We start from the raw sequence: 18,777 nt of genomic DNA on the forward strand, positions 1-18,777 counted from the left end.
ACTTCTGCGGACTGGAAGGCCACAGCCTATTCGCTGTGCGCGAAGAGTTTGAGCACCGGTACGCCCACCTTGTGACGGGCCCGCGAGGCCCAGTCCCGGTGGAAGAACTCCTCCACGTAGTGCGGCGCGGTCAGCACGATCACCTCATCGGCCGACTGCTCGCCGACCACGGACTGCAGCAGATCGAGCGGATGGTCCTCGACGACCCGTCCGGCCGCCTTGCAGCCGCCGGCCCGCAGCGCCTCCAGCGACTGCAGGAGCGCCGACTCCGCCGGGATCCTCGCCTCCTGGCCTTCCGGCACCTCGGTCTCGCGGCCCGCCTCGTCGAGTTCGCCCAGGGCCACGTCGTCGATCGCCCGGAGCAGGAAGTCGGCCTGGTCGCCGCGTGGCTGCATGAGCACGATGAAGGAGACGGGCTCGTCCCCGTGCAGCGTGGTCACGAACTCCACGTCCTCGGACGTCAGAGGTTTCTCGATCATCAATACGCTCGTGAACAACTGAGGACCCTTCTGCTGAAACCATCCTTCCCCGTGCCCGCACGGGGTCTGCGATCTAAGTCTGCCCACAGAACGGGAAGCGGAACGGTAGATTCCGCAGATTGTCAGATCCGAACGTATCGGGCAAAAAGGAACCCGGCCTCTTCCAGCAGTGCGGCCAGGGCGTACCGGTCGGGCACCGCGAGCCCCGGACCACCCACGATGCGCTGGGCGTCACCCGATGTGAGCATCGGCGAGAGCGTCAGACACAGCTCGTCCAGTACCCCGGCCGCCACGAACTGACCGAGCATCCGCGGCCCGCCCTCGGTCAGCATCCGCCGGAAGCCGAGAGCGGCCAGCTCCCGCACGGCCCTGACCGGGTCGACCAGGCGCGTGTCCCCCGCGATCACGACCCGCGCACCTGCCTGCCGGGCCGCTTCCAGCCGGTCCGACGGAGCCCCGGCGCCGGTGATCACCAGGGTCGGCACCAGCGGCGCGGCGAACAGCGGGAGCGAGAAGTCCAGCTCCAGACTCGCGCTGACCACCGCGATGGCCGGCGCGGGGCCCTGCCCCGCCGCCTCGCGCCGCTCGGCGAAGGCGTCCCGCGCGCGCGCCGGACGGTACCCCTCCAGACGCACCGTTTCCGCGCCGACCACCACCACATCGGCGAGCGCCCGCAGAGTGCCGAAGATCCGCATGTCCGTCTCGGTCGAGATGGGCTGCGAGCGCCCCTCGTGCTGGGCGGCGCCGTCGAGCGAGGAGACCATGTTGGCGCGCAGCCACCCACGGTCCGGTCCGGTGTCCGCCGGATACGCGTAGGCCTCGGCAAGCTCGTCCAGGCTCCACTCGCGGGCGGCCCCGCCGGGCGGCTCCGTCCCGGGAGCGGGTGCTGTCTGGTCGGTCACAGGGAGCAGGCGTCGCATGTCAGGCAGTGTGGCACGGCCATTACCCTGGGGTCGTGTCGTCGCCCATAGCTGAAGTGGTCCCCCAGTCCCTGTGCGCCCGCGAGCCGCGCGTCGCGGCCGACCGTCTGGTCGCCGAGATGGTGCCGCCGCCGCGCTTCGACGCGGTCCGCTTCGATACGTACGTACCGGACCCGAACCAGCCGAGCCAGAGCGAGGCGGTGACCGTGCTCAGCGCCTTCGCCGCGGGGCTCGGCGGGGCGACGGCCAGCGGCTCGGGCCGCAAGCGCTGGTTCGGCGGCCGCAAGCCCGCCGCGCCCGCGGGGCCGCGCGGTGTCTATCTCGACGGCGGTTACGGCGTCGGCAAGACCCATCTGCTCGCCTCCCTCTGGCACGCGACGCCCGCCCCTGCGGAGCACAAGGCGTTCGGCACCTTCGTCGAACTGACCAACCTGGTCGGCGCGCTGGGCTTCCAGCAGACCGTCCGGACGCTGAGTGACCACAGGCTGCTCTGCATCGACGAGTTCGAACTGGACGACCCGGGCGACACCGTCCTGGTCTCCTCGCTGCTCAGCAGGCTGGTCGAGGCGGGCGTCGCGCTCGCCGCCACCTCCAACACACTGCCCGGCAAGCTCGGCGAGGGCCGGTTCGCGGCAGCCGACTTCCTGCGGGAGATCCAGGGGCTCTCGGCCCACTTCAGGCCGCTGCGGATCGACGGCGACGACTACCGCCACCGGGGTCTGCCCGAGGCCCCCGCCCCGTACGACGACGAGCAGGTCACCAAGGCGGCGTACGCGACCGCCGGGGCCTCGCTCGACCCCTTCCCCGCCCTTCTCGACCATGTCGCCCGGATCCACCCGAGCCGCTACGGAGCACTGACCGAGGGCATCAGCGCGGTCTGCCTCACCGGTGTGCGGCCGGTGGACGACCAGTCGACGGCGCTGCGTCTGGTCGTACTCGCCGACCGGCTCTACGACCGGGAGGTCCCGGTCCTCGCCTCCGGGCTCCCCTTCGACCGGCTCTTCAGTGACGAGATGCTGAACGGCGGATACCGGAAGAAGTACTTCCGGGCGATCTCCCGGCTGACGGCGCTGGCACGCGACGCGAAGCCACTGGTGGGCCAGTAGGTTGGAGATCCGCCACCGGATCCGCCACCAGAAGGGAATCAACATGGCCACCAAGCGTGTCGCCCACACGGTCTGGGAGGGCGAGCTCTTCAAGGGCTCGGGCACGGTCACCTTCGACACCTCGGGCATCGGCGACTACCCGGTCACCTGGGCCTCCCGCGCCGAGACGGCGAACGGCAGGACCAGCCCGGAGGAGCTCATCGCGGCCGCCCACTCCAGCTGCTTCTCGATGGCCCTCTCGAACGGCCTGACCGGCGCGGGCAATCCGCCCGCCAGGCTGACCACGCAGGCGGAGGTCACCTTCCAGCCGGGCGAGGGCATCACCGGTATCCACCTCACCGTGGAGGGCGACGTTCCGGGCATCGACGCGGACGCATTCACCGCAGCGGCCGAGGACGCCAAGGCCAACTGCCCGGTCAGCCAGGCCCTCACGGGTACGAAGATCACGCTGAGTGCCAAGCTGAGCTGATCCGCCCGCCCCGCCGGCCGGGCACCCGGCCCGGCCGGCCCGCGCTCAGCCGGAGCAGGCGGTCCGGCCCGCCTCCTGCCACTCGCAGACGGGGCAGAGCGTCGCACCGCGCGTCGACTCCGGGTACTCGGTCGGCTTGCGGCACAGCACACACTCGGCGTACGGAGGGCCGTCCGGCACAGCCCCGGTCGCAGGGGCGGGCGCAGGTACGGCGGGGCTCTCGCAGTAGGACTCGTCCATGCGTACGAGCCTACTCAGCCGGGTCCCTGCCTCAGGCGGTGCGCTGCCTCAGGCGGGCCGGCCGCGCAGCGCCCAGGGGCCGCCGAGGCCGTACCGGCGGTCCGCCTGTTCGAGCCTCAGTGCTGCTGCGGCTTCTCGGGCTTGGCCTCGCTCGGCCGTACGATCACGAATCCCTCGCCCTGGAGCATCAGCTGGACGGCCTCACCTGAGCCGCCGCGGATCATGGAGCCGATCGACTGCGAGCGGTGCAGCGAGGTCTGCAGCTGGGCCGACCAGCCGACGACCGCGTCGGTGTCGACGTAGACCGGCTGCTGCGGGGTGACCGGGATGACGATGGGGTTGCCCTCGCAGATCAGCCCCAGCTTGCCGTACCCGGTGAAGAGGCTGTTGAAGAGCCCGCCGCCCGCGATGCCCGAGCCCTTCACCGTCTTGATCTCGTACGAGAGCGTGGAGTCGAAGCACAGCACGTTGCGGCCGTTGATGGTGATCGCGTCGCCCTGCTCCACGTCGACGATGAAGCAGTTCGCCGCCTCGTGCGCGAACCAGGCCTCGCCCTTCCCGGTGACGGACATCAGCGGCAGTCCCTCGCCGGTGACGGCCCGCTTGAGCATCCCGCCTATGCCCTGGCCCTTGCGCTCGAACTGCAGACTCCCCCGGTAAGCGATCATCGCGCCCTGCCGCGCGAGCATGTCACCGTTGACGGTGTACTTGATCGACTTGGCGTTCTGCAGGGTCATCCCGGGGGCCGTCGCCTGCTGCGCCATGTGGTCGTTCTGGAAAAGATCGCTCTTCATGGGGGCATCCTCACCCGGAAGATTCCCCTCCGCCAACAATCCGCCAGAATCCGCCGAGCACCGCCGGGAAACCCAGGGGAATCCGCGGGAAACCCGCCGGTACCCGGCTGGCAGACTGGGCGGATGAGCAGCAACGACAGCCCTTTCCAGGCGGAGCCGACGCCACGCGACGAGGCCCCGCAGTTCGTCCTTCCGCTGGTGGTCCACATCGAGAAGGCCGGACCCCCGGCCCGTACGGACGCACTGGAGACGGCGGCGCGTGCCGTGCTCGTGATGCTGTCGGACGAACGCTCGGTGGGTGACGGCGAATGGGCGCAGGCGATGGCGGACTGGCAGGACGCCCGGATCCGCAAGGTCGTACGGCGGGCGCGCGGCGCCGAGTGGCGCAAGGCGTCGGCGCTGCCCGGCATCACGGTCACCGGGTCCGCGGCCGAGGTACGGGTCTTCCCTCCGGTGCCGCTGGACGGCTGGCCGAAGGAGCTGGCGAAACTCCAGGTCAGCGGCACCGACCTGGACGACCCCGGGCCGCTGCCCGCGCCGGACCCGGCCGCTCCGGTCCTCTGGCTCAACCCCCGAGTGGACATGTCGGCGGGCAAGTCGATGGCTCAGACAGGCCATGGCGCCCAGCTCGCCTGGTGGGAACTTTCGGACTCCGACCGGGACGCGTGGCGGGCCGCCGGGTTCCCGCTGTCGGTGCGGACGGCGGCACCTGGCCACTGGGGCGAACTGACCACGAGCGGGCTGCCGGTCGTGCATGACGCGGGGTTCACCGAGATCGCGCCCGGGGAAACCGTCGTGACCGAAGGGGGCAGCCGCTTCTGCCCGCTCCCGCGCGGACGACGGCCGTAGGCGGGCTGCCGGATGTCCCGGCCGGCACGACCCGCGCCCCGCTACGGCCAGTGGGCCGTCAGCCTGGGTGTGCCGGCCGGGCAGGAGTACAGCGCGCCGAGAGGATGCGATGTGCCGCCCCTGACTGTGCTCGCGCCCACGAGAAGTACGTTCCAGGGCAGTTCGCTCGCGGTCTCCACGACGATCTCGTCCCCCGATCGCCGGGTGGTGAAGACGGCCGCCTCTCCCGAGCCGTCGGGCAGCGGGATGGCCGTCACTGCCGTCGAACCGTCGGCTGGGGCGTGGACGGCCAGCGTCACACCGTCCGCCCAGTCGTACGCCGGCCTGTCGACGACCGCTCCGAACGGCACGACGGCGCCCTCCCTGGCGAGCAGCGGAAGGGTGTCGAAGCCGTGCGTCTCCCGCCGCCAGCCCCGCCCCGGGATCCGTTCCCCGGTAAGGACGTTGGTCCAGGTGCCGGCCGGCACGTAGTACTCGACGGTGCCGTCCTCGGTGAAGACGGGCGCCACCAGCAGGTCGTCGCCGAGCATGTACTGCCGGTCGAGGAACCGGCAGGCCGGGTCGTCGGGGAACTCCAGCACCATGGCGCGCATCACCGGCGTACCCGCCTCGCCCGCCTGGACGGCGGCGCGGTACAGGTACGGCATCAGCCGGTGCTTGAGCCGGGTGAAGGAGCGGGTGACGGCTACCGCCTCGTCGCCGTAGTCCCACGGGACGCGGTAGGACCTGCTGCCGTGCAGCCGGCTGTGGGACGACAGCAGCCCGAACTGGACCCAGCGTTTGAACAGCGCCGGTGTCGGCGTGCCCTCGAATCCCCCGATGTCGTGGCTCCAGAAACCGAAGCCCGAGAGGCCCAGTGACAGCCCGCCCCGCAGCGATTCGGCCATCGCCTCGAACGACGATTCGCAGTCGCCGCCCCAGTGCACCGGCAGCCGCTGGCCTCCGGTGGTCGCCGAGCGGGCGAAGACGACGGCCTCCCCCTCGCCGCGCACCTCCCGCAGCAGGTCGAAGACGGTCTCGTTGTACAACTGCGTGTAGTAGTTGTGCATCCGCTCCGGGTCCGAGCCGTCGTGCCAGGCCACGTCGACGGGTACACGCTCACCGAAGTCGGTCTTGAAGCAGTCCACGCCCTGGTCGAGCAGCAGCCGCAGCTTGCCCGCGTACCAGTCCCGCGCCGCCGGACTGGTGAAGTCGACCAGCGCCATCCCGGCCTGCCACCTGTCCCACTGCCATACATCGCCGTCCGGCTTCCTCAGCAGATGCCCGAGCGCCATGCCCTCGGCGAACAGGGGGGACTTCTGAGCGATGTACGGATTGATCCAGACGCAGATCCGCAGGCCCTGTGCCTTGAGCCGGGCCAGCATGCCCACCGGGTCGGGGAAGACGTCCGGGTCCCAGACGAAGTCGCTCCACTGGTACTCACGCATCCAGAAGCAGTCGAAGTGGAAGACGCTCAGCGGGATTTCGGCCTCGGCCATGCGTGTCACGAACCGGGTGACCGTCGCCTCGTCGTAGGAGGTGGTGAAGGACGTGGACAGCCACAGGCCGAATGACCAGTCCGGCGGCAGCGCCGGCCGGCCGGTCAGCGCCGTGTAGCGGGCGAGGATCTCCTTGGGCGTCGGGCCGTACACGACGAAGAATTCCAGCGACTGGTCCTCGACGCTGAACTGCACCCGCCCGACGGACTCCGAGCCGACCTCATAGGACACCTGGCCGGGATGGTTCACGAAGACTCCGTATCCACGGTCGGTGAGGTGGAACGGCACGTTCTTGTAGGCCTGTTCGCTGCTCGTCCCGCCGTCGGCCTGCCAGATGTCGACGCTCTGGCCGTTCCGTACGAACGGGGTGAAGCGCTCGCCGAGTCCGTACACACACTCCCCGACGCCCAGCGAAAGCTGCGTGAGCATGAAGTGCCGGTCGTCATCGTCGACCGCGAAGCCGGTGCCGCGCGGGCCGACGGAGGTGAGCGCCCGGCCACCGCCGCTGAAGTCCAGCTGCCACGGCGCCTCGGTGTCTACCTTCAACGACAGCTCGCCGGAGGCGAGTTCGATGACGGATCCCTCGCGCACAATCCTGGCCGCGGATCCCTCCGACGGGCTGAGCGTGAACTCGGGCCGCCGGGGGGCCCGCCCGCCGTGGTGGGTGGTGCGGACGCCGATCACACCTTCGGCGGGCGACCAGCACTCCACAGTCAGCAACGGCCCGTTGAGCGTGTCGCCCCGGTGCGCGACCCGGCCCACCGGCGCGTACAGCGTCAACCGGTCGTCGGTGACAACGGCGTCCGCCACGGAGACGGCGTGGTGGGCACTGACGCCGGGGCGCATGAGCCAGTAGCCGTCGGTGAACTTCATCGGTTCTCCTGCTCGGGTGCGTTCGTTCTGTGATGAATGCGGGCTATTTGACTGAGCCGCCGGTGATCCCGGCCGCGACGTACTTCTGGGCCACCACGAGCAGGATCGCGGCCGGTACGGCGGATACGACCGCCGTCGCCATGACCGCGCCCCAGTCGCTGACGTGTGCGCCGATGTACTCGTACATGGAGAGCGTGATCGGCTTGACGTCGTCGGTGGTGTTGAGGGTCAGCGCGAACATGAAGTCCGACCAGGCGAAGAGGAAAGCGAAGAGGCCGGAGGTGATCAGGGCGTTACGGCTCATCGGCAGGACGATGCGCCAGAACGCGGTGAACCGGTTCGCCCCGTCGACCAGCGCCGCCTCCACGACCTCCCGCGGTATGGACACCATGAAGGCCCGCAGCAGCACGATGGAGAACGGCAGCCCGAGCGAGGCGTCGGCGAGGATGAGGCCGAACGTCGAGTTGACCAGGTTCAGGTCGACGTAGGCGCTGTAGAGCGCGTTGGCGATCACGATGCCCGGGACCATCTGCGTGATCAGGGTGCCGAAGACAATGCTGCGGCTGCCCCGCGGCCCGAGCTGGGCGAGGCCGTACGCGGCGGGCGCGGCGAGCGCCAGACACACCACGACTGCCCCGAGCGCGACCACCAGGCTGGTACCGAGCGACCCGCCCTGGCTGCTGAGCGCGCGGTGGAAGTTCTCCCAGCCGGGTGCCGTCGGTATCCAGTCGGTGGAGGCGAGACTCTCGCCCGGCTGAAGGGCGATGTTGAGCATCCAGTAGAGCGGGAAGAGCAGGATGACCAGAATGATCAGTGCGATGACGGTGTTTCCGCCCCGGCGCAGTCGGCGGGTGGACATGGCGATCACTTCCCCTGGCCGAGGTTGGCGCGGTTGAACCGCAGATAGAGCACGGCGAACACCGCGCTGACAAGAATGAGGATGTCGCCGACCACCGCGCCCTGCCCGAAGTCCAGTTTCTGGAACGAGAGTTGGTAGGTGACGGTGCCGAGGGTCTGGGTGGAGTCGGCCGGGCCGCCACCGGTGAGTGCGAGGATCAGGTCGAGGATCTTCACCGTTGACATGAAGCCCAGCACGAGGACGACGGTCACCACCGGACGCAGCAGCGGCAGTGTGACACTGCGGAACGTACGCCAGGCTCCGGCGCCGTCGAGGGCCGCCGCCTCGTGCAGATCGCGCGGTATCTCCTGGAGGCCGCCGTAGAGGATCACCATGTTGAACGGGATGCCGATCCAGATATTGACCAGGATCGCCGACAGCAGGGCGACGCCGGGGCTGCTGAGCCAGGACACCGGCGACGGGACGATGTGCAGATTCGTCAGCAGGCTGTTGATGACGCCGGTGTCCTGGTCGAGGAGTTTTCGCCAGACGACCGCCGACACCACCATCGGCACCAGCCAGGGCAGCAGCAGCACCGCACGGACGAATCCGGACAGCCGGAAGCGGCGGGAGAAGAACACGGCGAGTGCGAGGCCGAGGACGAACTGGCCGAGCAGCGAGCCGAGAGTGAAGACCAAGGTATGCCAGAGGGAGCCGGTGAACAGCGGGTTGTCGAACACACCACGCCAGTTGTCGAATCCGTTGAAGGGCGACTCACCGGTGAAGAAAGAACGCGGTGTGTAGTGCTGGAAGCTCATCACGACGTTCCGGATGAGCGGGTATCCGAAGAAGGCCAGCATGTACAGGACGGCCGGAGCGGTAAAGCCCCAGCGCAGCAGTGTGTCGCGGCGTCTGTGCGCCCCGGCTGATCCGGCTGCGGTGCTTCCTGCCGGTGGCGCCTGGACGGCAGCGGTGATCGTCATGGCAGTCGTCTCCTCACTCGCCGGCCGTGGCCCGTGACTGGGCCTGCTTCAGAGCCGCTTCAGGTGTGGAGCGGCCGGTCAGAACGGACTGGAAGGCGCCGGCCAGGGCGTCGGACACGGCCGGCCAGCCGGCACCGACCCGGTCGGTGCGCGAGCGTGCCGTCGCGACCTCGTCGGCGAAGGGTCCGAGCTTCGGGTTCTGGGCCTTGTACGCGGCAGCCGCCGCGGTGCGGGTGGGTACGTTGTTGACGGCTTCGCCCCAGGCGACCTGGTTCTTCCGCTCGTTGAGGCAGTTGATGATCTTCGCGGACGTCCCCTGCCGCTGCTTGTCCTTGGTCTGCGGCACCGTCATCACGGTGCCGCCGATCGGCGGCACCGGCGGGCGACCGGACTGTGGCACCGGTATCGCGGCGACCGCCCAGTGCAGATCCTTGTGCTCACTGAGCACCGGGACCTGCCAGGGGCCGTTGATCATCATCGCGGTGCGGCCTGCGATGAACTGGTCATTGACGTCCTGCTGGTTCCAGGTGACCGCAGCGCTCGACGCCGATTTCTGGTCCACCAGGTCCTTCCACAACTGCAGCGCGGGCGCGCCCCTGCCGTTGTCGAGATGGGCCTCGTCGCCGCCGCCGGACCAGAAGAACGGCAGGAACTGGTAGACCCCGTCGGCGTCCGGCGTAGCGCTGAAGGCCATCCCGTACGTCTTGCCGTGGGTGAGCTTCCTGGCCGTCGCCTTGAGCTGGTCCCAGGTGGCGGGCGGCTCGGCCCCGGCCTTCTTGAGCAGGTCCACGTTGTAGAACAGGGCGAGCGAGTTGACCGAGCGGGCTATGCCGTAAAGGGTGCCGTCGAAGCTGCCCATGGTGATGGCGCTGCCCGACATCCCGGACACGTCGACACCGGCGTTCTTCAGCGGCACGAGGCCGCCCGTGTCCGCGAACTGCGGCACATCGGAGCCGTCCAGCTCCAGGATGTCGGTCAGCGAGCGGGACGAGGCCATCCGCAGCGCCTTGGAGACCACCTGGTCGGCCGGAACGCTGGTCTGTCTGACCTTGACTCCGAGCGGCTTCGCGCACACATCGAAGAACTTCTGTTCCTGATCGTGTTCGAGGGTGTCCGTGGCCGAGTTCAGCACGGTGATCGTGCCCGGGTCGGGGACGTTCCCGCAGCCGGCGAGGCCGGCCACGGTCAGGAAGGCGGTGGCGGTGGCGATCGCGGCCGACGCCGGGGGGCGTCGGCGGAGGAGGTGCATGGTGGCTGCTCTCCGTTCGGTCTACGGCTCTGTGAGAAGACGGAGGTTCGATGTGCCGACATGGCTGTCCGGTCGATCTGGTCGATCCGGACGATCTATCGAATCGATTCGACAGATCGCAGTGATGCTAAACGCTCGCAGACATGCCGACAAGAGGTGCGGCAGCGCGGTGAAGTGGGCCCGGCGGGCACGGAGTTCAGCGCAGCGGTGCGGTGAACGGCGCCGCCCCCGGCATCAGGACAGGCTTGATGAGCAGATGCCCGATGGAGGCGGCGAGCAGCTGCCCGCCCGGCTCGGAGCCGTCGGCGGCACGGTCGCGCAAGGCCGTGGCGGCGGACACGGCGAGCCGGGAGACCTCGGTTGCCAACGTCTCGACGGGCAGTTCGATACGGGGCAGCCGCCGGCTCGACGGATCCCCCGGCAGCGAACCGATGACGACCACACTGAGTTCTTCCGGTACCCGCAGACCGGCCGCGGCCACGGACGCCATGATGTGGTGGTGCGCCGATGGGTGCTGCACGACAAGAGCGGTCGGCGGCCTCCCGCGCGCGTCATCCGTGGGTCCCGGGAGCAATGTCCGCAGTCTGCGGGCGAGCTCCGCCGCATCGTCCACGGAATGAACCACCTTGACGGAAGCGCCTGTTGCGCGGGCCCCTCTCCGCGCCCCGGCGATACCGCGCAACGCGTAGCTGCGCCGGGCCCTGACCTCGGCCTCGCTGGGCGCGAGATACACCAGGTCGCCGTGGCCCGCGGCAGTCAGTTCGCGTACGGCGAGGGCGGCGGCCTCCTCCCAGTCGAGGTCGGTCCACGGCAGGGCGTCCTCGTCAGCGGGCCGTCCGATCAGGGCCGATGGGAAGACCAGCTCCCGCACGACGTCGATCCGCGCGTCCTCCATGTCGACGGCCATCAGGATCGCGGCGTCCGCGAGACCACTGAGCGCCACCCGCCGCAGCCCCCCGGCCTTGTCCTGGGAGGTGGTGAGCAGCAGGTCGTAGCCAAGGGTGTTGACGGCGTCGCTGACGTCGATGGCGAATCTGCCGTCCACGGAATGCTGCACACCGGCCGCCCGCGGCAGGGCCAGGGCTATCACCTGCGTGCGGCTGCTGCGCAGCGTCCGCGCGCTGGCCCGGGGGTGGTAACCGAGGGCGTCCACCGCCTCCTGGACACGTGTGCGCGTCTCCATGGAGATGCTCCTGGAGCCGTTGAGCACATACGAGACGGTGCTCGGGGCGACACCGGCCCGCTGCGCGACGTCCCTGATGGTAGCCATCCTCGACCCCTTCGGTGGCCCGTCATCGTACCCAACACGGCACGCGGTGCCGGGGCCCAGGGGCAGCCGGAGGCGCCGGCCGGCCGCTCCCCCGTATGCCGCAGCGCACCGCTGGGCCGGCGCACGGGCCGCAGCACCCCCGGAGCGGCCTTCCCTCCGCCGGCCGGGAACCTCAAATCAAGCTCTGAACGTCCCACCGGATGGATTCGCCGCGGCCCCGCGGGGTCATCACCCCCACACGCGCCCGGCAGCGGCGGCGGAGGGGGAACCATGGAGAAGCTGGGAACCGGTATCGGATGGCGGCCGGAGATCGCCACGGCGGTGGAGGAGCTGCCGGGCATCGACTGGGTCGAGGTGGTCGCCGAGAATCTCTGCCCCGGCCATCTCCCGGACTCCCTGCTGCGGCTGCGCGAACGCGGGGTGACGGTGGTTCCGCACGGCGTCTCACTGGGTGTCGGCGGCGCCGAGCGCCCGGCTGCCGACCGGCTCGCGGCGCTGGCCGAGCGGGCCATCCTGCTGGAGTCGCCGCTGGTCACGGAGCACATCGCCTTCGTCAGGGCCGGGGGCCCGCTTACCGCGTCCCCCGGTCTCGAGGCCGGCCACCTGCTGCCAGTGCCGCGCACCTGGGACGCGCTGCGCGTGCTGTGCGAGAACGTCCGCGTGGCCCAGGAGGCCCTGCCCGTCCCGCTCGCCCTGGAGAACATCGCGGCGCTGGTCTCCTGGCCGGGCGAGGAGCTGACGGAGGGGCAGTTCCTGGCGGAACTGGTGGAGCGCACGGGGGTACGGCTGCTGATCGACGTGGCCAACCTGCACACCAATCACGTGAACCGCGGCGAGGACCCCGCCGCCGCCCTGGACGAACTCCCGGTGGAGGCCATCGCGTACGTCCATGTCGCGGGCGGTGTGGAGAGGGACGGCGTCTGGCACGACACCCATGCCCACCCGGTGACCGCACCGGTCCTCGGTGTGCTGGCCCAGCTGCGGGACCGGGTGGACCCGCCGGGGGTGCTGCTGGAGCGGGACGACGACTTCCCGCCTGCGGCCGAACTGGCCGGTGAACTGTCCGCGATACGGGAGACGCTGACCGCCCACGAGACCGGGACCGCCGAGGGCCGGGAGACGCCCGCAGAGCGCCCGTCGGCATCGGTACCGGTCCCCGCGTCCGCTTCCATCACCGCGTCCCGGCAGCGGCTCGCCCTCGCCGAGACCGCGCTGCTCTCCGCCCTGGTCGCGGGCACCCCCGCGCCCGGGGGGTTCGACACCCGGCGGCTGGGTGTGCAGAGCCGTGCCCTGGCCGCCAAGCGCGCCGATGTCGTGTCGCACGTCGCCCCCGAACTGCCCGTCCTGCTCGGCGCCGAGTACCGGCCCGCGTTCCTGGCGTACGCCAAGTCCCGCCCGATGAGCGGCGGTTACCGTCGCGACGCGCTCGACTTCGCCGAGCAGCTGCTCCGCGCCGGGCGCCCCGCCGACGCCGCGGCCCGGCGCCGGCTCGCCCTCTGGTGGCAGGAGCGGTCGGCCCCGCGGCGGCCGACCAGGGCGGCCAGGTTCGCCCGCGCGGCCCGGACCCGGCTCGGCCGCGCCTACCGGTGACTCCCGGCCCGTCCGCCGCCGGGCAGCGGGGTCATTGAACCCCGACACCGCCGAGCGGTCCTTTACAACATCAGCCGACGGACGAATTATCCCTTTTATTCAGTAGCTGCAGGAAGTAGCTGTACGGAGGGAACCCGATGAAGGCAGTCGCGCTGTACGGAACGGCCGGCGTTCTGGTGCTGTCAGGACTGGCCGCCCTGGCCGCGGCGCCGCCCGGCAGCGCGGATGCCCCGGCCGGCACGTACGCGGAAGGCGGCGGCCCGGACGGCAGGGCAGCCACGGCCGCGGGCACCGGAGCGGCCGAGGCGGCGGGCACCCTGGCCGCGGCCGCCCGGGCCGCAGCCGCGGGGATCGTCTTCGGCAGCTGCCCGAAGAGCGAGTCGCTCCCCGCGTCCGTGCGGTGCGGCAGCATCCGGGTCCCGCTCGACTACGCCAGGCCGGACGGCAGGCAGATCTCCCTCACCGTCAGCAGGGCGCACGCCACCGGCAAGCCCGCCGAGCGCCAGGGCGCGCTGATCTACAACCCGGGCGGCCCCGGCGCCTCCAGCATGTTCTTCCCGATGGCGGCCGCGGTCCCGGTGTGGAAGCCGCTGGCGGCCGCGTACGACCTGGTGGGGTACGCGCCGCGCGGCGTCGGCCGCTCGGCGCCGCTCTCGTGCGAGGACCCCGCCTCGTACGCGAAGCCCGCGAAGGCGGCACCGATCTACCCGTCGGAGGCCTTCAAGCAGAAGAAGATCGCCCAGGCGAAGGCCTATGCCCAGGGCTGTGCCCGCCGGGCCGGTGCGGCGCTGGGGCAGTACAACTCGCTGAACAACGCCCGGGACCTCGATGTTCTGCGGGCCGCGCTGGGCGAGCGGAAGCTGACCTTCATGGGCGCCTCGTACGGCACGTACTTCGGTGCGGTCTACGCGACGCTCTTCCCCTCGCATGTGCGCCGCATGGTCTTCGACTCGGCTGTCGACCCGGATCCCGCCAAGATCTGGTACCGCGACAACCTCGACCAGTCACTCGCCTTCGAGCGGCGCTGGACCGACTTCCGCAGCTGGGTGGCGCTCCACGACAAGACGTACCACCTGGGACGCGACGCGTCGGACGTGCTGGCCGGTTACGAGACGGCGCGGGCCCGGCTCGCGGACAGGCCGGTGGGCGGCGTCGGCCCTGCGCAGCTGCAGAACGCCTTCCTCCAGGCCGGTTACTACGACGACGTCTGGCCGGCCGCCGCCCATGCGCTCGCACGGTATCTGCGGGGGGACCCGAAGCCGCTGATCAAGCTGGCCGCGCCGGACCCGGCGGCGGCGAAGGCGGAGGAGAACAGCACAGCGGTCTACACGGCCGTCGAGTGCAACGACGCGCACTGGCCGGCCGACTGGCGCGTCTGGGACACGGACAACACCGCGCTTGCGCGCCGGGCCCCCTTCGAGACCTGGGACAACGTCTGGATGAACCTGCCGTGCGCCTACTGGCCGGCGCCGCGGCAGCAGCCGCTCGACGTCCGCAGCTCCGACGGTGCGCTGCCGCCGACGCTGATCCTGGCCGCCGAGCGGGACGCGGCCACCCCTTACCCGGGGGCACTGGAGCTCCAGCGGCGGCTGCGGGGGTCGGTGCTGATCACTGAACGGGGCGCGGGTACGCATGGCATCGGCGGCGGCCCCAACAAGTGCGTCAACACGTATCTGGACGACTACCTGCTGACGGGGCGGACGCCGGTGCGGCGCGCTACGTGCGCGCCGCACCCGCTGCCGGACCCGGTGTCGCTGGAGAGGCGGACGCTGCCGAGGCCGCGGCCCGCTCTCTGATCTTCCGGGTCATGGACGACCGGGTCCGCCTCAGGCGAGCCCGGCCACCAGGTCGGCCACCGACTTGCGCCGGCCGGTGAAGAAGGGGACCTCTTCGCGTACGTGCATCCGCGTCTCGGAGCCCCGCAGATGACGCATCAGGTCGACGATGCGGTACAGCTCATCGGCCTCGAAGGCAAGCAGCCACTCGTAGTCGCCGAGCGAGAACGACGCGACGGTGTTGGCCCGCACGTCCGGATAGCCGCGGGCCATCTTGCCGTGCTCGGCGAGCATCCTGCGGCGGTCCTCGTCGGCCAGCAGGTACCAGTCGTAGGAGCGCACGAAGGGGTACACCGAGATGTAGTCGCGGGGGGTCTCGTCGGCGAGGAACGCCGGGATGTGCGACTTGTTGAACTCGGCGGGGCGGTGCAGCGCCATGTTCGACCAGACCGGTTCGAGAGCGCGGCCGAGGCGGGTGCGGCGGAAGAGGTTGTACGCGGTCTGGAGCTCGTCCGCGGTCTCCGCGTGCCACCAGATCATCATGTCGGCGTCGGCGCGCAGTCCGGAGACGTCGTACGTGCCGCGGACGGTGATGTCCTTGGCGGCGAGCTGGTCGAACAGCTCCTGGACCTCACCGGCCACCGCGGTGCGGTCGGTGTCGCCGGGGAGCACGTCGCGCAGCTTGAAGACGGACCACAGCGTGTAGCGCACGACCTCGTTGAGGTCCTTGGCCTTCTTGCCCGCGTTCGGGGCCTTGGGGGACGTCACGGTCTCCGGAGCATCAGTCATGCCGCTATTCTCCCGCGCCGCCGGTGGTGCCCGACGCCAGGGTTGCTGTGATCTCCTTCGCAGCCCGCTCGGCGCTGGCCACACAGGCCGGGATGCCCACCCCGTCGTAGGCCGCGCCGCAGATCCGCAGGCCCGGCAGGGCGGCGACCGCGTCCCGTACCCGGGCGACCCGTGCGAGGTGGCCGACGGGGTACTGGGGCAGTCCGCCGATCCACCGGGTCACCTCGGTGGCGACCGGCTTCGCCGTGAGCCCGACGGCCTCGCCCAGGTCACGCAGCGAGAGGCCCACCAAGTCGGCGTCCTCGCGGTGCAGATGCTCCTCGTCGCCGTAGCGGCCGAGCGAGGTCCGCAGCACGACGAGGTCCGGGTCGGCGTCGGACCAGGCCCACTTGCGGCTGGAGAAGGTGGACGCCTTGATGGAGTGGCCGTCCACCGGCGGTACCAGGAATCCCGTGCCGTCGGGGAGGTTCAGCTCCGTACGGCGGAAGGCCAGGGTGACAAGCGACATCGAGGCGTACTCGACGGCGGCCAGCTCGGCGGAGGCTGCGGGCGCCTCGTCGGCCAGCAGCGCTGAGGCCGCCCAGGCCGGTACGGCGAGCACCACGGCGTCGGCCTCGACGCTGAGACCCCCGTCCTGCCCGCCGGTGCGGATCAGCCAGCCGTCCGGGGTGCGCCGCAGCTCCAGCGCGGGCCGGTGCAGCAGGACTTCGCCGCCCCGGGCGCGGACAGCTTCGGCGACGGCGGGCGGCAGGGTGCCGATGCCGCCTTCCAGTCCCATGAAGACCGGGCCGGACGCGGGCGTGACGCGCTCCTTGAGCGAGCGGACGGCGGCGGCGAGTGTCGGGTGGGTGCGCGCGGCCTCGTAGAGCGCGGGGACCGCGGCGCGCATCGAGGTGCGGTAGACGTCGCCCGCGTAGACGCCGCCGAGCAGCGGCTCGACCAGCCGGTCGACGACCTCGCGGCCCATCCGGCCGGCCACGTACGCACCGAGCGCGATGTCCTCGCCGATCTCGGTCGGCGGCAGTTCGGCGTCCCGGCCGATCCGGCGCAGCCCCTCGTCGGAGAGCACCCCGCCGAGCCCGTCCGCACCGGCCGGTACGCCCATCACGTGGCCGGTGGGCATCGGGGTCAGCACGCCCCTGTTCCAGAGGGCGGCGCCGCTGGTGGCGGGCGGCTGGAGCGCGTCGCCCAGACCGGTCTCACGCGCGAGGGCCACCGCCTCGGGGCGCCGGGCGAGCATCGACTCGGCGCCGAGGTCGACCCGTACGCCCTCGATCTCGCCCGAGTGGAGCTTGCCGCCGACCCGGCCCGCGCCCTCCAGGACCGTCACCCGGGCCCCGCCGCCGGCCAGCCGGTGCGCTGCCGCGAGACCCGAGATCCCGCCTCCGATGACGACGACATGGGCCGTACGCGTGTCCGCATTCATGCCCCCCACTCTCTCAAATCCTTTCCGGGGGGCCGAACGTGACCGTGGTCCGGTGGCGCCCGCCCGCGGCCTCCCGCGCCGCGGGGGAATGTTCCGCTGCCCGCACACGTACCTTCCCAGAGGGTCACCGAGCGGGAGGCTCCCGCGCGGACATCGGTAACGGACAGCGGCAACAGCGGTAACAGCCACGGAGGTACGCGCAATGGCAGCGGAACGACTGGTGGTCATCGGCGGTGACGCGGCGGGTATGTCCGCCGCGTCCCAGGCCCGCAGGCTCAAAGGCCCGGAGGAGCTGGAGATCACCGTCTTCGAGCGCGGCCACTTCACGTCGTTCTCCGCCTGCGGCATCCCCTACTGGGTGGGCGGCGAGGTCGGCGAGCGCGACGACCTGGTCGCCCGCACCCCCGCCGAGCACCGCGCACGATCGATCGGCCTACGGATGCGGACCGAGGTGACGGAGATCGACGTCGCGGGGCAGCGGGTGCACGCCCGCGACCTGGAATCGGGCGCGGCCGGCTGGACTCCGTACGACAAGCTCGTCATCGCCACCGGCGCGCGTCCGGTACGCCCCGCGCTGCCCGGCATCGACGCGCCGGGCGTGCACGGCGTGCAGACGCTCGACGACGGCCAGGCCCTGATCGACTCGCTGCGGACGGCGTCCGGCCGCCGCGCGGTGATCGTCGGGGCCGGGTACATCGGCGTCGAGATGGCGGAGGCGCTGCTGCACCGCGGGTACGAGGTGACGGTGCTGACCCGCGGCGCCCAGCCGATGTCCACGCTCGACCCGGACATGGGGAGGCTGGTCCACGACGCGATGGACGGCATGGGCATCTCCACGGTGACCGGCGCGGAGGTCACCGCGATCCGCACCGACGAGCGGGGACGGGCAAGCGCCGTCGCGACGGACACCGCCGAATACCCGGCCGATGTGGTGGTCCTGGGGATCGGTGTGGAGCCGCAGACCGGCCTCGCGGCCGCCGCGGGGCTGCCGCTGGGTGAGTACGGCGGGCTGCTGACCGATCTGTCGATGCGGGTGCGCGGCCACCGGAACATCTGGGCGGGCGGCGACTGCGTCGAGGTTCTCGACCTGGTCTCCGGCCGGGACCGGCACATCGCGCTCGGCACGCACGCGAACAAGCACGGCCAGATCATCGGTGCCAACGCCGGTGGTGGGTACGGCACGTTTCCCGGTGTCGTCGGTACCGCGGTGAGCAAGGTCTGCGATCTGGAGATCGCCAGGACCGGGCTGCGCGAGAAGGACGCGGACGCGGCCGGGCTGCGGTACGTCACGGCGACCATCGAGTCGACCAACAGCGCCGGTTACTACCCGGGCGCGGCCGTGATGACGGTGAAGATGCTCGCCGAGCTGCGGACCGGGCGGCTGCTCGGCACGCAGATCGTGGGGCGGGAGGGCGCGGCGAAGCGGGTGGACATCGCGGCCGTCGCGCTCACCGCGGGGATGACGGTGGAGCAGATGGTCTCGCTGGACCTGGGGTACGCACCGCCGTTCTCACCGGTCTGGGACCCGGTGCTGGTCGCCGCGCGGAAGGCGGTCACGGCGGTGCGCCGGGCGGGCGCGTAGCCGGACAGGAACCTTGCCGGCCGCGCTCCCGGTGCGCCGGACGGTCGGGCCGTCCGGCGCACCGGGA

At 71.1% G+C, this 18,777-nt stretch carries 17 protein-coding genes; 6 read left to right on the forward strand and 11 right to left on the reverse strand.

Annotated elements, in window-relative coordinates; translation table 11 throughout:
• Nucleotides 1-26: 26 nt before the first annotated feature.
• Nucleotides 27-497 (reverse strand): indole-3-glycerol phosphate synthase, encoded by a 471-nt coding sequence (locus OG452_RS06240; RefSeq protein WP_327294616.1) that lies wholly within the window; start codon nucleotides 495-497, stop codon nucleotides 27-29.
• Between the two features lie 104 nt (nucleotides 498-601).
• Nucleotides 602-1,399, reverse strand: coding sequence for a pyrimidine reductase family protein (locus tag OG452_RS06245; RefSeq protein WP_327294617.1), 798 nt, complete (start codon nucleotides 1,397-1,399; stop codon nucleotides 602-604).
• 35 nt (nucleotides 1,400-1,434) lie between these two features.
• Here OG452_RS06245 and zapE point away from each other — a divergent pair, with 35 nt between their 5' ends.
• Both zapE and OG452_RS06255 read left to right on the forward strand, forming a co-directional pair.
• Entirely contained in the window at nucleotides 1,435-2,505 is a 1,071-nt protein-coding gene (gene zapE / locus OG452_RS06250; RefSeq protein WP_405563953.1) for a cell division protein ZapE, read from the forward strand.
• A 43-nt stretch (nucleotides 2,506-2,548) separates the two neighbouring features.
• Nucleotides 2,549-2,974 carry an OsmC family protein gene (locus tag OG452_RS06255; protein ID WP_327294618.1) on the forward strand — a complete coding sequence of 142 codons (426 nt, stop codon included), beginning with the start codon at nucleotides 2,549-2,551 and terminating at the stop codon, nucleotides 2,972-2,974.
• A 45-nt stretch (nucleotides 2,975-3,019) separates the two neighbouring features.
• On the opposite strand, the gene OG452_RS06260 is transcribed toward OG452_RS06255, so the two are convergent.
• Both OG452_RS06260 and OG452_RS06265 read right to left on the reverse strand, forming a co-directional pair.
• The gene (locus OG452_RS06260) at nucleotides 3,020-3,214 is read right to left on the reverse strand and encodes a hypothetical protein (RefSeq protein ID WP_327294619.1); all 195 of its coding nucleotides are present in this window, start codon (nucleotides 3,212-3,214) and stop codon (nucleotides 3,020-3,022) included.
• A gap of 116 nt (nucleotides 3,215-3,330) precedes the next feature.
• On the reverse strand, nucleotides 3,331-4,008 hold the full coding sequence (locus OG452_RS06265) for an AIM24 family protein (protein ID WP_327294620.1): 678 nt from the start codon (nucleotides 4,006-4,008) through the stop codon (nucleotides 3,331-3,333).
• 123 nt (nucleotides 4,009-4,131) lie between these two features.
• Between OG452_RS06265 and OG452_RS06270 the strand changes: the two genes are divergently transcribed.
• The gene (locus tag OG452_RS06270; RefSeq protein WP_327294621.1) at nucleotides 4,132-4,857 is read left to right on the forward strand and encodes a peptidyl-tRNA hydrolase; all 726 of its coding nucleotides are present in this window, start codon (nucleotides 4,132-4,134) and stop codon (nucleotides 4,855-4,857) included.
• A gap of 41 nt (nucleotides 4,858-4,898) precedes the next feature.
• Here OG452_RS06270 and yicI read toward each other — a convergent pair whose 3' ends face one another.
• From yicI to OG452_RS06295, 5 genes are all read right to left on the reverse strand, one after another.
• Nucleotides 4,899-7,208: an alpha-xylosidase gene (yicI, locus tag OG452_RS06275; protein WP_327294622.1), complete on the reverse strand. Its 2,310-nt coding sequence runs from the start codon at nucleotides 7,206-7,208 to the stop codon at nucleotides 4,899-4,901.
• A 43-nt stretch (nucleotides 7,209-7,251) separates the two neighbouring features.
• Nucleotides 7,252-8,067, reverse strand: coding sequence for a carbohydrate ABC transporter permease (locus OG452_RS06280; RefSeq protein WP_327294623.1), 816 nt, complete (start codon nucleotides 8,065-8,067; stop codon nucleotides 7,252-7,254).
• A 5-nt stretch (nucleotides 8,068-8,072) separates the two neighbouring features.
• Nucleotides 8,073-9,029, reverse strand: a complete 957-nt coding sequence (locus tag OG452_RS06285) for a carbohydrate ABC transporter permease (RefSeq protein ID WP_327294624.1) — start codon at nucleotides 9,027-9,029, stop codon at nucleotides 8,073-8,075.
• A 13-nt stretch (nucleotides 9,030-9,042) separates the two neighbouring features.
• A complete protein-coding gene (locus OG452_RS06290) occupies nucleotides 9,043-10,278 on the reverse strand; it encodes a sugar ABC transporter substrate-binding protein (RefSeq protein ID WP_327294625.1) in 1,236 nt (411 codons plus the stop codon).
• Nucleotides 10,279-10,474: 196 nt separating this feature from the next.
• Nucleotides 10,475-11,548 (reverse strand): LacI family DNA-binding transcriptional regulator, encoded by a 1,074-nt coding sequence (locus tag OG452_RS06295; RefSeq protein ID WP_327294626.1) that lies wholly within the window; start codon nucleotides 11,546-11,548, stop codon nucleotides 10,475-10,477.
• A gap of 270 nt (nucleotides 11,549-11,818) precedes the next feature.
• Here OG452_RS06295 and OG452_RS06300 point away from each other — a divergent pair, with 270 nt between their 5' ends.
• Both OG452_RS06300 and OG452_RS06305 read left to right on the forward strand, forming a co-directional pair.
• On the forward strand, nucleotides 11,819-13,138 hold the full coding sequence (locus OG452_RS06300) for a DUF692 domain-containing protein (protein ID WP_327294627.1): 1,320 nt from the start codon (nucleotides 11,819-11,821) through the stop codon (nucleotides 13,136-13,138).
• A gap of 137 nt (nucleotides 13,139-13,275) precedes the next feature.
• Complete coding sequence (locus tag OG452_RS06305) at nucleotides 13,276-14,934, forward strand: alpha/beta hydrolase (protein ID WP_327294628.1); 1,659 nt, start codon at nucleotides 13,276-13,278, stop codon at nucleotides 14,932-14,934.
• 30 nt (nucleotides 14,935-14,964) lie between these two features.
• Here the strand turns inward: OG452_RS06305 and hemQ are convergent, their stop codons facing one another.
• Both hemQ and hemG read right to left on the reverse strand, forming a co-directional pair.
• Nucleotides 14,965-15,702 carry a hydrogen peroxide-dependent heme synthase gene (gene hemQ, locus OG452_RS06310; protein WP_327294629.1) on the reverse strand — a complete coding sequence of 246 codons (738 nt, stop codon included), beginning with the start codon at nucleotides 15,700-15,702 and terminating at the stop codon, nucleotides 14,965-14,967.
• A 4-nt stretch (nucleotides 15,703-15,706) separates the two neighbouring features.
• Nucleotides 15,707-17,128 (reverse strand): protoporphyrinogen oxidase, encoded by a 1,422-nt coding sequence (gene hemG / locus OG452_RS06315; RefSeq protein ID WP_327294630.1) that lies wholly within the window; start codon nucleotides 17,126-17,128, stop codon nucleotides 15,707-15,709.
• A 202-nt stretch (nucleotides 17,129-17,330) separates the two neighbouring features.
• Between hemG and OG452_RS06320 the strand changes: the two genes are divergently transcribed.
• Nucleotides 17,331-18,710 carry an FAD-dependent oxidoreductase gene (locus tag OG452_RS06320; RefSeq protein WP_327294631.1) on the forward strand — a complete coding sequence of 460 codons (1,380 nt, stop codon included), beginning with the start codon at nucleotides 17,331-17,333 and terminating at the stop codon, nucleotides 18,708-18,710.
• Nucleotides 18,711-18,777 lie beyond the last annotated feature (67 nt).

This window comes from Streptomyces sp. NBC_01197 (genome assembly GCF_036010505.1).
Classification (GTDB): Bacteria; Actinomycetota; Actinomycetes; order Streptomycetales; family Streptomycetaceae; genus Streptomyces.